Source organism: Streptomyces sp. NPDC096339 (genome assembly GCF_044762985.1).
In the GTDB taxonomy this organism is placed as follows: domain Bacteria; phylum Actinomycetota; class Actinomycetes; order Streptomycetales; family Streptomycetaceae; genus Streptomyces.
In genome coordinates, this window is sequence record NZ_JBIWFI010000026.1 from 54,265 (window position 1) to 66,735 (window position 12,471).

Sequence of the window (12,471 nt, forward strand, 5' to 3'; positions counted from 1 at the left end):
CCTACCGCTCGACCGTCAGGCCCTCGCTGTCTGCGGGGGCCTTCGGCATGACCACCCGCCCCACCCAGCCGTCGCCTAAGCGATTCGTCGGCAGCATCGTCGGCACGGCACCGCGTGTCCGCTGCAGCCAGTCCAGCTCCGACTGGCACTGCTCGCGAGTACGGCCACGGACCATGTATGAGACGTCCATAAGGGCAGTGTGGCGGATCTGGCAACACCCCCGCAGCCAGACCTAATTGTCGGCACCACCTGGGAGAATGTGACCGTGCCTCGATTCCTCGTCCAACCCCAGCCTTGGTCGCAGAAGAACGTTGGCGACCGAATACCGCACTCCGACAAGGTTGACCCTGAAGACCCGCTCAGGGCTAACATCCTCATCACCCTTCACCGCATGGAGCTTGAAGGGATAGAGATCGACGAGAAGGCCGTCGAAATCGCCAAGGCCATGGTGCGTCGGCACTACGCAGAGACGCACGCCATGCCACCCCCAAGGCAGCCCGACATCGCCGCATCGGCTGCGGCCGACAAGAAGCACTGGGTCTACTACGTCCGCTGCGGCTATCTCATCAAGATCGGCACAAGCTCGAATCTGCCGAGCCGATTCCAGTCCGTCCGCCCGAACGAAGTCCTGGCATTGGAGCCCGGCGGTCAGGAACTCGAGACCGCGCTCCATCGACAGTTCAAGCCACTTCGGGCTGGTGGCGACTACTTCCACCCCGGCCCGCCCCTTCAGGCGCACATAGAGGAACTGCGCGACCGTTTGGGACCTCCGAACTGGGTCAATTCCGTCCTGAAGGATGGCCACGACTTCTACCCCGACAACCAAGGTTGACGCCTGACCTGGGCGAGCGTACCGTGTGCTTGACTTGATCTCGCTGTCGCCAAGGGCCACCCCACGGGTGGCCCTTCGTGTTTCCCGGAGGTGGCAGTGAGTCTCGCAGAGCAGGGTCTGGTCCCCGAAGACCTCGCCGCCTACTACACGGGGCGGCCTGCCTCCACCATCCGGCGCTGGGCCGCTGAAGGGCGCATCCAGCGGTACGGCGCCGGTCGAGGCAAGGTCCGGTACAACGTCTTCGAACTGCCCCGGAAGACCGTCGACCCCTGGACTGGCGAGGTCACCCTCGGAGACCCGCCGCCACTTCCTGCCGGAGCTCGAGCCGCCTGACCGTCGAGGAGGTGCGCCATGGCCTTCCCCGCTGGCACCCCCGTCGTCACGTTCACCGGCACGCTGCCCTCCGCAGTGGCCGGAACGCCGTTCACGGGCCAGGTGGTGCTGACCCCCTCAGCTCGCCTGGTCGACTCGGGCCGGAACGCCGTCTACACAGGCGGCGGCAAGGTCCCGCTCGACAGCAATGCCCACTTCAGCGTGCAAATCCTGCCCTGCGACGCGGCCGGTATCGAGCCCGTCGGCTGGCGCTGGTGGGTGGATGTCCAGCCCGCACGCGGTCAGCGGTATGGGTTCTGGGCCAACATCACCGGCACCGGATCCGTCGACCTCGCCGACCTCACCCCTGTGCCCGCCCCTGGCGGCGGCCCCGGCGGTGGAGGCGGCGGCGCAGTGTCGTCCGTGAACGGGCAGACGGGCATCGTCGTCCTTGACGCGGACGACGTGGACGCCGAACCGGAAGGCGCCACCACGGCGCACGCAATCGCAGCAGACCCCCACGGCGACCGGGCAGCAGCCACCGCGGCCCTCGGCGTCCACTCGGCCGACACGACCAGCGTCCACGGCATCGCGGATACCTCAGCCTTGGTCGTCACTACTGACCCGCGGCTCTCGGATGCACGCAACCCTGCGGCGCACGCAGCCTCGCATGCTGCGGCTGGCGCCGACCCCGTGAGCCTCTCGCAGTCCCAGATCTCCGGCCTAGTCGCCGCCCTGGCTGCTCTGCTGCCAAAGGCCGGCGGCACCGTCACCGGCGACCTCACCGTCGACGGCGCCAACCTCACAGTGGCCCGCGCAGATGACACCGGTGCCTACCGGCTGCGCGTCACCGGTGGAGGCCTCGACTTCGAGGTCGCCGGCCTCGACGTTACGGTCAGCCACTGGCAGAACGCCGACTTCACAGGCACCCAGTCCAACCTCATGCGCTGGGAAGCAGCTGGCCCCCACCTCATCGGGCGGACCCAGTTCGGCACCTCGCCCTTCGACACCGTCCACGACATCGACGCCACCACCGGCGTCGCTGCTATCGGGCAGAAGAACAGCCTCAGCAACATCCGCTTCTGCGGACGCCGACTCAGCACAGGGGCCCCGACCAGCGGCACCTGGTCGACCGGCGACACCGTTCAGGACTCGGCTGGCGTGCTCTGGCTGTGCACGACAGGCGGCACCCCCGGCACCTGGACAGGTGGAGCCACGGCCAGCCCGTGGGTGTTCGACGTGACCGCGTCCGCCTACGGGGCAGTCGGCAATGGTCAGGTCGTCAACGACGGAGCGATGACCTCCGGCTCGTCGACGCTGACTTCCGCGACCGCGAACTTCCAGGCTGGCGACGTCGGCAAGGCGATCTCGGTCAAGGGCGCGGCCGCCACCGGCGTGACGACCCTGGTGACGGCGATCAGCTCCCGTGTGAGCGCTACCCAGGTCACGCTCGCCGCCCCGGCAGCGACGACCGTCACAAGCGCCGTGGTCATCTGGGGCACCGACGACACAGCCGCCATCCAGGCCGCCGTGGACGCAGCCGAGGCGTACCTGGCCGCGGGCAAGACCTATGCCCAGGTCTACTTCCCGCCGCGGCCCTACATCGTCGCTGGGCCTCTGTCGGCTGCGAAGAGCGGCAACGGGCAAATCGTGTTCGGGCCCATCGCGACGTCCGGGGTCAAGAAGATCCTGGAGTTCCGCGGCGAGGGCGACGGCGCCGCCGCGGTCCGACACTGGGAGCAGACGGTCCCGCAGTACGCGGGCTCGTGCCTGCTCTCCCTGGGCGTCTACGCGTCCACGACCGCGCAGAACAACTCGATCAACGCCGACGGCAACCCCGGTGTGATCTCCGGGCCCAACGAGGGCTCCGGATACGGTGTCGGCGCTGTCTTCAGCAACGTGCAGGCGGTCCTCAAGAACCTGGCCATCCTCACCACGCACAGCGCCTACGGCCTCACCTACGGGGCCGCGAACCTATGGGGCTGCGCGAACGCACACGTCGAGAACTTGGGCTACGGCACGGCCGGAACGGTCGCCTCGCCCAGCAGCGACTACACCAGCCCAGGCACCTTCGGGACCGGCCTGTCGGTCGGACTCCTCCTGCCGGCTCCCGGCAACAACGACCACGTCATCGCGCGGAACATCGGCTGTGGCGGCGGCTACACCTACGCGATTTTCCTCACCGAACACGCAGTCGTCGACCGTTACATGGGCCTGTACTGCTGGGCTGGGATGTGCGTCGTCGGCAACTACGCCGGGTCGGTCGGCTCGGTCCACGCCATCGACGTCATCTCGGCAAGCATCGAAGCCTGCATCAACGAGGTGTACATCGTGGGTGTCGGATCCTCAGGTGTTGGCCCGGCGATCTATGCCAACGTCTCCACCGAGTCGAGCACACCCAACATCGCAGGCAACTCGACCGGCGCCATGAACTCGGCACTGGGGACGATCCGACTCACAGGCCTCTTTACCGAGTCCGGGGTCACCACCTCGGATCCGACCGGCATCGAGATCGTCAACGGCCAAGTACCCCGGGCGATCAAGCGGAAGACGAGTGCGTTCACCTGCAGCCCGATCGACCGCACTCTCATCTGCGACACCACCGCAGGCGGCGCGTTCACCGGCACCCTGCCGGCCGCCGACTTCAACCCGGTCGAGTACACGTTCAAGAACGTCGGCTCGAACAACCTGACCGTGGCAACGACGAGCAGCCAGCTCATCTACACAACCAGCGGCACCGGAGCCACCACAGCGACCGTCACCACCGGGCAGACACTTCGAGTGCAAGCCCTCTACAACGGCACAGCCTGGGGCTGGTACGCGGTCTGAACGGGCACGGCCGAGATCACAGGAGGTTCCCATGGACGAGCTCCTTATGATCGTACCCACGCGCGGCCGGCCCGACAGCGTCCCCGCCATCCTCGACTGCTGGCGCCAGACCGGCGCCACAGCCGACCTCCTGTTCGCCGTCGATGACGACGACCCCATGCTGCCCGGCTACCGCGAGCACATGGAGACCCTCAATGACCCGCACATCCGCTGGCGGACCGGGCCTCGCCTGCGGATGTGCGGCACCCTCAACGCTGCTGCCGTTGAGATGGCGCCGCACTACCGGTTCCTCGCGTTCATGGGAGACGACCATCGGCCCCGCACGCCCGGATGGGACGAGCGCTTCCGGATCTGCATGTCCGGCGGGCCCGGCATCGTCTACGGCAACGATCTCCTGATGTCCGAGCGAATGCCGACAGCCGTCGCGATGACCAGCGACATCGTCCGGACGCTGGGTTACATGGCTCCAAGCTGCCTCGTCCATTTGTGCCTCGACCTCGTCTGGCTCGAATGGGGGAAGGCGATCGGCCGCATCACCTACCTCGGCGACGTGATCCTGGAGCACATGCATCCAGCGGCAGCGAAGGCGGCCTTCGATGGGGGTTACCAGGAGTGCAACAGCACGGAACAGGTGGCTGCCGATTCGGCCGCCTACTTCGCCTATATGGAGGGCGAGTTCCACTCCGACGTCGATAAACTGAGGAAGCTGGTTGAAGCCAGCTAACATGCCCATAGCTTCGGCTGATCCCCGAGGCTAGAGGCGGGCCACCCTGTGACGGAGGCCCGCCTCGTCTCGTCACAGGAGACCGAGTGTTGAAACTCTGCACTGGGTGCGGCAAACAGAAGCCGCTTGACCAGTACAACAAGAAGAGGGCATCCCGCGACGGCCTGAACTACAAGTGCCGCCCGTGCGTGAATGCCGACAGCCTCGCCTGGTACCGCAAGAACCGCGAACGCGTGAAGCGAACCCATCGCGACTACGTACTGAAGTCGCTCTACGGCATCGACGAGGCTCAGTTCCAGGAACTCCTCCAAGCTCAGAGCGGTAAGTGCGCGCTGTGCCCCATGATCTTCGAAGAAATCGGCCGACGGAACCTCTGCGTCGACCACGACCACGCCACTGGCAAGGTGCGAGGCCTGCTCTGCCGTCGCTGCAACAGCAGCATTGGCCAGCTCGGCGACGATGCTGAAGGCCTTCGTCGGGCGCTCGCCTACGTCGAGGGGCGACCAGCGGCCTAACCATCCCAGCCCAACACGCCTTCGGCTAGCTACCGGAGGAAGGAAGCCCCGAGTCTCCTGGCTCGGGGCTTCCGCGTTCCCAGGAGCCCAAGGAGATGGCATGAGCATCGACAGCGTCATCGACGCCTGGAACGAAGCCGATCCCGCCGCGATCCACCCCACCCGCGGGGTCTCGGAAGAGGCCTACGACGAGTCGGGTGAGGTCCAGGCCGAGCTCCTCGCCGGCGTGCTGCCAGCAGGATGCAGGGTCATCGACTTCGGCTGTGGAGACGGGCGCGTGGCGATCCCGCTGCGTGCCCGCGGCTACGACGTCACGGGCGCCGACGGGTCACAGGCCATGCTCGACCGGCTCGCCAAGCGGGACCCCGGCATGACCGCCGTGCTCAGCGACGGCACCGACCTGTCGGCAGCCATCGGGAAGAAGGCCGACGCCGTCGTCTCCCTCGCCGTGCTGATCCACCACACCTACGAGTCAGCTGAGCGCATCATCGCCGGGCTCCGGGCCGCGGTCCGCATCAACGGACTCCTCGTTCTCGACTGGCCCGTCAGTGACGACCCCCACGAGGGCGGAGGCTGGATCAGCGTCACCACCTGGAGCCGCGCCCGGCAGGACGCCATCTGCCAGCGGATCGGCCTCAAACGGGTCGACAGCGACCTGCCCTGGCCCGTGTTCCGCGCGGTGAAGGCCGGCTGATGCGCGTTCTCCTTACCGGGGCCGCGGGCTTCGTCGGCCGTCACCTGCACCAGGCCATGTACGACCGCGGCTGGATGGTCTCCGCGATTGACCTCACAGCAACGCCGGCCGTTATCCGGCGTGACGCCCTCGATCACTTCCGCACCAGCGATGTCCGCTTCGACCTCGCCATCCACTGCGCGGCCGTCGTCGGCGGCCGGGCCAGCATCGACGGCTCACCGCTCGGCGTCGCCACCAACCTGGCGCTCGACGCCTGGTACATGCGGTGGCTGGCCCGCACCAAGACCAAGCGGGCCGTGTACTTCTCCAGTTCCGCCGCCTATCCGGTCGCCCTTCAGCGGCCTGGCCCGGTACGCCGGCTGGTCGAGACCGATGTCGACTACGAGCAGCCCTGCCGGCCGGACGCTACCTACGGCTTGGCCAAGCTGACCGGCGAGCAGCTGTGCCAGTACGCGGAGGCCGCCGGTACGCGCATGACCGTACTGCGGCCGTTCTCCGGCTACGGGGAAGACCAGGACGACAGCTACCCCTTCCCTGCCTTCATCCGGCGGGCCAAGGAGCGGCAGGACCCCTTCGAGATCTGGGGCGACGGCAGCTCCACCCGCGACTGGATCCACATCGACGACCTCGTCGGCGCCACCCTCGCGGCCGTCGAGCAGGACGTCGAAGGACCGGTCAGCCTCGGCACGGGCAAGGCGACCAGCTTCGACGAGCTGGCCCACCTCGTCACCACAGCGGCCGGCTACCAGCCGAACCTCAAGCACCTGCCAGGCGCCCCACAGGGCGTCCACCACCGCGTCTGCGACCCCAGCAGGATGCTCGACTTCTACACGCCCACCGTCACCCTCGAAGAGGGCATACAGCGGGCACTCGCAACATGAGCGGTGGGTGGCGGGGGTCGGACCGCAAGCGGCGCCTGCCGACGGGCTGGGCAAAGATCAGGGCCCGCATCCTGGCCAGGGATCCGATCTGCCAGATCTGCCACGTCAGGCCAAGCGCCTTCTGTGATCACATCGTGGCCAAGGCCGATGACCACAGCGAGGCCGGCCTGCAAGGCGTCTGTGGACCCTGCCACGACCAGAAGAGCAGCGCCGAGGGCAACGCCGCCCAGCGTGAGACTCCCCGGCCCGGACGAACCCGCCCGCCCGAACAACACCCCGGCCAGAGGTGATCCCGTGGCCCGCTACCTGATCACCCACCCCAAGGGCCAGCAGGGCGAGGACATCCTCGTCGAAGACCCCGACCTCACCCTCACCATCCAGGGCGAGTGGGCGATCCTCGCCGACTCGCACAAACCATGTCTCGCACTGCCGGCTCACGCAGGCGCGACCATCACCCGCATCGACGATGAGCCCGAGGAGTGACCCCCGCTCAACTCAAGGGCTGTCAGGGGTGGATGGGATGCTGACGTACAAGGCCCCCGGCAAGTACGCCAATGCACCCGGGGTATGGACGACCTGACAAGAGCGGATCGACATGGCCCAAGCTGTGCGCGCATGTCCATACTGCGGCGAGCCCATGACGAACCAGCGACGCAAGCAATGCGGCAAGCCCGACTGTAAGCGGGCCTTCAACGCTGCGCGGATGCGGGAGTGGCAGCGCCAACGCAAAGCTGAGACCGGCGAGTGGAACCACCGCAGATATGCAGAGCAGCAGAGGGAGTACGAGCGGCGCCGCAAGCAGACACAGCTGCACTGGCGCCAGCGATACCCAGATGTGGCAGCCACCGCAGATGCCCGCCGGCGCACGCTTGTACAGCAGGCCCGAACGGCCGAGGTGTTCGCTCCCATCGACGTGCACACCAGGGACGCATGGACGTGCCGGCTCTGCCTGCTGCCCATCGACCCCAAGGTCGCATGGCCTGACCCGATGAGCGCGTCGGTGGACCACATCGTTCCGCTCTCGCGCGGCGGCGAGCACAGCATGATCAACGTCCAGAGCGCTCATCTGAGCTGCAATAGCAGCAAGGGCGACCGAGTGGATCACCCCTCGGGGCTGGTCGGCGGGCCGGCCGAGGCGCTGAATGATCAAGGCTCTGACCTGGGGGGGTGCCCCTGACCTGCGGCTCTCCCGGATCGGGGCCGTGTAGCACCTGACTTCCTGTACGGGTTTTCCTGGCGCCCGCGCGGCGCCGCCAACCGCCCCAGCGCGCCCCGGAGGCGCGCGCCAGACCCTGGAGGTCGCCATGGGCACGCGTGGACCTATCCCGGAGCGCTCCGAAGCGCGCCGGCGCCGCAACAAGGACGAGGGCGTTCCCCTTGCCAAGGCCCCTTCTGGTCCGCCGGAGGAACTGCCGGATCTGCCGGAACCCAGTGAGCTGTGGCATCCGATCGCCAAGGACTGGTACCTGTCCCTGCGTGAGTCTGGCCAGGCCGCTTTCTATCAGCCGTCCGACTGGGCAATGGCTCGCTACGCGGCCGAGCTGATGTCCCGCGGGCTCTCCGAAGATCGCCCGCCGAACGGGCAGTACGTGGCTGCTCTCAACTCGGTCATGGCGAGCCTGTTGACGACGGAGGGCGACCGGCGCCGCGTCCGGATCGAGCTAGAGCGCAAGCCGACCGTCACCGCGGTTCCGGCTGGCGTTACTGCCATCGCCGACTACCGATCCTCGATCGGTGGCTGAGAGCGTCCCCGAGGTCGTCGAGCCCTTCACGATCGGCCCCACCTGGCAGCGTGGCCCCGACGGGAAGTTCTTGCTGCCGGAGTACACCCTCGGTTGGCAGGCCCTGGCTTGGACGGCCACCTACCTGCAGCACTACGTCGGTGCCCCGTGGCGGTACACGCCCGAGCAGGCCCGGCTCACGCTCTGGTGGTACGCCATGGATCCGGCGACGAACCGGTTCCTGTGGCGTGACGGCGTCATTCAGCGACTCAAGGGCTGGGGCAAAGACCCGCTGATCGCGACTTGGTCGGCCTTCGAGTTCGTAGGTCCGTGCCGGTTCGGGCAGGTGGCCGATGAGGGCAACGAGTGGGGGGTCCCACCGGGGCAGCCCCTCGGTCGGCAGCATCCGGCGGCCTGGGTGCAGATTGCGGCGGTGTCGCAGGACCAGACCCGGAACACGATGACGTTGTTTCCGTCGATCCTGACGAAGCGGGCGATCGAGGAGTTCCGGATCGACCTCGGCAAGGAGATCATCTACGCCGACAAGGGGCGCGCTCGGATTGAGGCGGTCACGTCCTCGCCGCGGGCCTTGGAAGGCGGCCGACCCACGGCCGTGAACCTGGGCGAGACCCACCACTGGGTCGAGGCGAACCAGGGCCATGAGATGGCGGCCGTGATCGAGCGCAACGCCACCAAGTCCGCGGACGGCATGTCGCGGACGCTGGCCAACACCAACGCCTACGAGCCCGGTGAAGACTCGGTGGCCGAGCGAACGCGGGAGGCGTTCGAGTCGGCGGAGGCGGGCCGGGCCGCAGACGTCGGCCTGTTCTACGACAGCCTTGAGGCGCCCTCCGAGGCGAAGCTGTCAGAGGAGTGGATCGAACCCACCCTGCGGGCAGTCCGAGGCGACTCAACCTGGTTGGACATCGAGCGACTGAAGGCGTCGATCCTGGACGTCCGCAACCCCCCGTCCCGGAGCCGGCGCTTCTGGTTTAACCAGATCACAGCCTCCGAGGATGCCTATTTGGCGCCCTACGAGTGGAATGCCTGTCCTCACGGGGGCATCGAGCTTCAGCCCGGCGACGAGATCGTCATCTTCTTCGACGGCTCTAAGTCGGACGATGCGACAGGCCTGGTCGCCTGCCGACTGTCCGACGGACATGTCCAGACCTTGGGTGTGTGGCAGAGGCCGCCGAACTGGCCGGACGGGGTGCCGTGGCGCATTCCCCGCGAGGAGGTCGACGGCGTCGTGGATCTGACATTTGCCACGTACAAGCCTCTTGCCTTCTTCGCTGACCCGGGCTCGGGGTTCGATGAGGCGGACGGAGAACGGTACTGGGATGGCTTCATCGACGCATGGGCTCAGCGGTACGGGAAGCGCCTCAAGCTGAAGGCGGTCGCCTCCGGCCATGGCCAGCACGCGGTCATGTGGGACATGAGTGACCGGCGTCGGCAGCAGACGTTCACCGAGGCCGTGGACCGCTTCTACCGCGACGTTCTGGAGCGGCAGCTGTCCCATGACGGGCACAAGGTGCTGCGCCAGCATGTCGCCAACGCGCGTCGCAGGACGAACGCCTGGGGCTACACGATCGGTAAGGAGCACCGGGAGTCGGCCCGCAAGGTCGACCTCGCGGTCTGTGCAATCGGCGCGCGGATGCTGCGCCGGATGGTCATGAACTCGGCTGCTTGGACGAAGCGCTCGACGGTGCGAGGTAAGGGACGGGTGGTGGTGCTGCGGTGACGACGCCCGAACTTCCCCTGCTGGCCCTGTCGGAGGACGAGAAGCGGATCCTGAACCTTCTCCGAGCCGATCTGGGGGCCCAGCGGAACCAACTCGATCTGCTGGATGCCTACTTCAACGGGGAGCAGGTCATTCGCGACCTCGGGATCTCGATCCCGCCCCAGTTGAAGAACCTGCACACGGTGATCGGCTGGCCGAGGATCGGTGTGGAGGCCCTCGAGCAGCGCCTGGACCTCGAGGCGTTCCGCTGGGCGGACGGCTCGGACGCTGCGGAGCTGACAGAGATAGCCGAGGCGAACGACATATTCGATGAGGCGTCCCTCGCCCACCTTGACGCCCTGACCTACGGCCGCGAGTACGTGACAGTCGGCTCCGGAGACGGCGAGGAGCTGCCCCCGATCATCAGCTTCGAGTCCCCGCTCGACATGACCCTGCACTGGGACGCGCGCGTCAGGATCCCGCTGTACGCGCTGCGGGAGTGCCTGGGGTCGCCCGAGTACGGGCTTGCCCCGGAGGACCGGCTGGTCACGCTCTACCTCCCCGATCAGACTGTGTACGCGGTGCAGGGGCAGGGCGACTGGGAGGTTCTCGACCGGGACATCCACAACCTCGGCATGGTGCCGGTACTGCGGATGGCGAACCGGCAGCGGACCGCGGACCGGGTGGGCAAGTCGGAAATCACTCCCGAGGTCATGTCCATCACCGACGCGGCGTGCCGGCGGCTGATGGGCATAGAGGTGGCAGCGGAGTTCTTCGGGGCGCCGCAGCGCTACATCCTGGGCGCGTCGGAGTCCGCTTTCCAGGACGCTGAGGGCAATGCGAAGAGCGCCTGGGAGACGTACATCGGCCGGGTGCTGGCCTTGGAGCGGGACGAGGACGGCAACGTGCCGACTGTCGGCGCGTTCACGGCTCACGACCCGTCTGGGCAGACAAAGATCATCGACCTGTACGCCCGGATCATGGCAACTCAGCTCGGGCTGCCGCCGCACATGCTCGGCTACACCAGCGACAACCCTGCCAGCGCGGACGCTATCCGCTCGAGCGAGGCCATGCTGGTCAAGAAGGCCGAGCGGCGGATCCGGCGGTTCTCGGCGACGTACCGGGACATGATGCGGCTGGCTTTGTGGGTCCGTGACGGCGAGCCGCCGGAGAAGTCCCGGCGTATCGAGACGGTCTGGCGCAACCCGGCAACGCCCACCATCGCGGCCCAGACGGATGCCGCGGTGAAGATGGTGCAGGCGGGCATTCTGCCGCCCGATTCCGATGTCGTCCTGGAGATGGCCGGCCTGTCGGAGGACCAGCGCCGCCGGGTGACTGTCGAGCGGCGGCGTGCCGCTGGCAGTGCCGCGGCTGGCGAGCTGCTCAACCGCCTGACGCAATTGGGGAACCAGACTCCGGTGCCGACCGCTTCGGAGGTGTCCGGTGGCGACAGCGGTCTCGGATGACGCCGAGGGAGCGCGCCGCCTGAGGGCCGCGCAGGTCGGGGTTACCCGGCTGCTGGTCCGGGACATGCGCGGACTGCGGCGGCTGATCATCCCGTCCCGGCTGGACCAGTCGATTCCCGACTGGATGGCCGCCGTCCGCATCCTGGTCGGCCAGTACGGTACGGCGTCGGCGGCCCTGGCTGCGGACTACTACGACGCCGAACGGGTCGCGGCCCGCGTGACCGGCAGGTTCACCGTGCCGCTCCTGGACCCCCCGCCGGACGCCCAGGTCGACTCGAGCCTGCGGTGGGCGACCAAGGACGTCTGGGAGCGTGATCCTGAGGATCCGGCTACGACCCAGGCTCAGCGGGAGCCGCTCGAAGTGCGGCTCGACCAGGCCGAGAAGAAGGCCGAAGCGGTAGCGCAGAAGCTGGTGACCGACCAGGGCCGCGGCACCGTCCAGGAGGCAGTGCGCCGGGATTCGCAGGCAACCGCCTGGGCCCGCTCGGCCGCCCTTGGTGCGTGTTCCTTCTGCAAGCTCCTCGCCATCCGCGGTGCGGTCTACAAGCAGGACACGGCGAACTTTCGGTCACACGACGGCTGCCACTGCGGCGTCCTGCCCGTCTTCAAGGGGCAGCGCTTCGAGCTGGCCACCCATACACGCGAGTGGGAGCGGCTCTACAGGGAGTTTGCCGCGCCCTACTCGGGCGATCAGCTGCGGCGCTTCCGGCGCGCTCTCGCCGACAACGGGCACCTACCCGCTCTGTAATCCCCGGCCGCCCTGGAGGTGGCCTTTCT

Annotated in this window: 14 protein-coding genes; 13 read left to right on the forward strand and 1 reads right to left on the reverse strand. The window is 67.7% G+C overall.

Annotated features, from left to right (window positions below; all coding sequences use genetic code 11):
- Position 1: 1 nt before the first annotated feature.
- Complete coding sequence (locus ACIQ5Y_RS27490) at positions 2-190, reverse strand: hypothetical protein (protein WP_403885899.1); 189 nt, start codon at positions 188-190, stop codon at positions 2-4.
- Between the two features lie 75 nt (positions 191-265).
- Between ACIQ5Y_RS27490 and ACIQ5Y_RS27495 the strand changes: the two genes are divergently transcribed.
- From ACIQ5Y_RS27495 to ACIQ5Y_RS27555, 13 genes are all read left to right on the forward strand, one after another.
- The gene (locus ACIQ5Y_RS27495; RefSeq protein ID WP_403885902.1) at positions 266-832 is read left to right on the forward strand and encodes a GIY-YIG nuclease family protein; all 567 of its coding nucleotides are present in this window, start codon (positions 266-268) and stop codon (positions 830-832) included.
- Between the two features lie 96 nt (positions 833-928).
- Positions 929-1,165, forward strand: a complete 237-nt coding sequence (locus ACIQ5Y_RS27500; protein WP_403885905.1) for a DNA-binding protein — start codon at positions 929-931, stop codon at positions 1,163-1,165.
- An 18-nt stretch (positions 1,166-1,183) separates the two neighbouring features.
- Entirely contained in the window at positions 1,184-3,973 is a 2,790-nt protein-coding gene (locus ACIQ5Y_RS27505) for a hypothetical protein (protein WP_403885908.1), read from the forward strand.
- A gap of 31 nt (positions 3,974-4,004) precedes the next feature.
- Entirely contained in the window at positions 4,005-4,697 is a 693-nt protein-coding gene (locus tag ACIQ5Y_RS27510; RefSeq protein ID WP_403885911.1) for a glycosyltransferase family 2 protein, read from the forward strand.
- Positions 4,698-4,783: 86 nt separating this feature from the next.
- On the forward strand, positions 4,784-5,212 hold the full coding sequence (locus ACIQ5Y_RS27515; protein WP_403885914.1) for an endonuclease VII domain-containing protein: 429 nt from the start codon (positions 4,784-4,786) through the stop codon (positions 5,210-5,212).
- Positions 5,213-5,312: 100 nt separating this feature from the next.
- The gene (locus tag ACIQ5Y_RS27520) at positions 5,313-5,906 is read left to right on the forward strand and encodes a class I SAM-dependent methyltransferase (RefSeq protein WP_403885917.1); all 594 of its coding nucleotides are present in this window, start codon (positions 5,313-5,315) and stop codon (positions 5,904-5,906) included.
- Positions 5,906-6,787, forward strand: coding sequence for an NAD-dependent epimerase/dehydratase family protein (locus ACIQ5Y_RS27525; protein ID WP_403885920.1), 882 nt, complete (start codon positions 5,906-5,908; stop codon positions 6,785-6,787). The genes ACIQ5Y_RS27520 and ACIQ5Y_RS27525 overlap by 1 nt, the downstream gene beginning before the upstream one ends.
- A gap of 231 nt (positions 6,788-7,018) precedes the next feature.
- Positions 7,019-7,270, forward strand: coding sequence for a hypothetical protein (locus ACIQ5Y_RS27530; protein WP_403885923.1), 252 nt, complete (start codon positions 7,019-7,021; stop codon positions 7,268-7,270).
- A 154-nt stretch (positions 7,271-7,424) separates the two neighbouring features.
- The gene (locus ACIQ5Y_RS27535; RefSeq protein ID WP_403885926.1) at positions 7,425-7,964 is read left to right on the forward strand and encodes an HNH endonuclease; all 540 of its coding nucleotides are present in this window, start codon (positions 7,425-7,427) and stop codon (positions 7,962-7,964) included.
- 127 nt (positions 7,965-8,091) lie between these two features.
- Complete coding sequence (locus tag ACIQ5Y_RS27540; protein WP_403885929.1) at positions 8,092-8,529, forward strand: hypothetical protein; 438 nt, start codon at positions 8,092-8,094, stop codon at positions 8,527-8,529.
- Positions 8,522-10,249: a terminase gene (locus ACIQ5Y_RS27545; RefSeq protein ID WP_403885932.1), complete on the forward strand. Its 1,728-nt coding sequence runs from the start codon at positions 8,522-8,524 to the stop codon at positions 10,247-10,249. Before ACIQ5Y_RS27540 ends, ACIQ5Y_RS27545 begins: the two co-directional genes overlap by 8 nt.
- Positions 10,246-11,694, forward strand: coding sequence for a phage portal protein (locus tag ACIQ5Y_RS27550; protein WP_403885935.1), 1,449 nt, complete (start codon positions 10,246-10,248; stop codon positions 11,692-11,694). Before ACIQ5Y_RS27545 ends, ACIQ5Y_RS27550 begins: the two co-directional genes overlap by 4 nt.
- Positions 11,672-12,442, forward strand: a complete 771-nt coding sequence (locus ACIQ5Y_RS27555; RefSeq protein ID WP_403885938.1) for a hypothetical protein — start codon at positions 11,672-11,674, stop codon at positions 12,440-12,442. Before ACIQ5Y_RS27550 ends, ACIQ5Y_RS27555 begins: the two co-directional genes overlap by 23 nt.
- Positions 12,443-12,471: the final 29 nt, after the last annotated feature.

Coding starts and splice junctions, on each gene's coding strand:
- ACIQ5Y_RS27490 (WP_403885899.1), bottom strand. CDS start 190: ATGGACGTCTCATACATGGTCCGTGGCCGTACTCGCGAGCAGTGCCAG.
- ACIQ5Y_RS27505 (WP_403885908.1), top strand. CDS start 1,184: ATGGCCTTCCCCGCTGGCACCCCCGTCGTCACGTTCACCGGCACGCTG.
- ACIQ5Y_RS27510 (WP_403885911.1), top strand. CDS start 4,005: ATGGACGAGCTCCTTATGATCGTACCCACGCGCGGCCGGCCCGACAGC.
- ACIQ5Y_RS27520 (WP_403885917.1), top strand. CDS start 5,313: ATGAGCATCGACAGCGTCATCGACGCCTGGAACGAAGCCGATCCCGCC.
- ACIQ5Y_RS27525 (WP_403885920.1), top strand. CDS start 5,906: ATGCGCGTTCTCCTTACCGGGGCCGCGGGCTTCGTCGGCCGTCACCTG.
- ACIQ5Y_RS27535 (WP_403885926.1), top strand. CDS start 7,425: ATGACGAACCAGCGACGCAAGCAATGCGGCAAGCCCGACTGTAAGCGG.
- ACIQ5Y_RS27540 (WP_403885929.1), top strand. CDS start 8,092: ATGGGCACGCGTGGACCTATCCCGGAGCGCTCCGAAGCGCGCCGGCGC.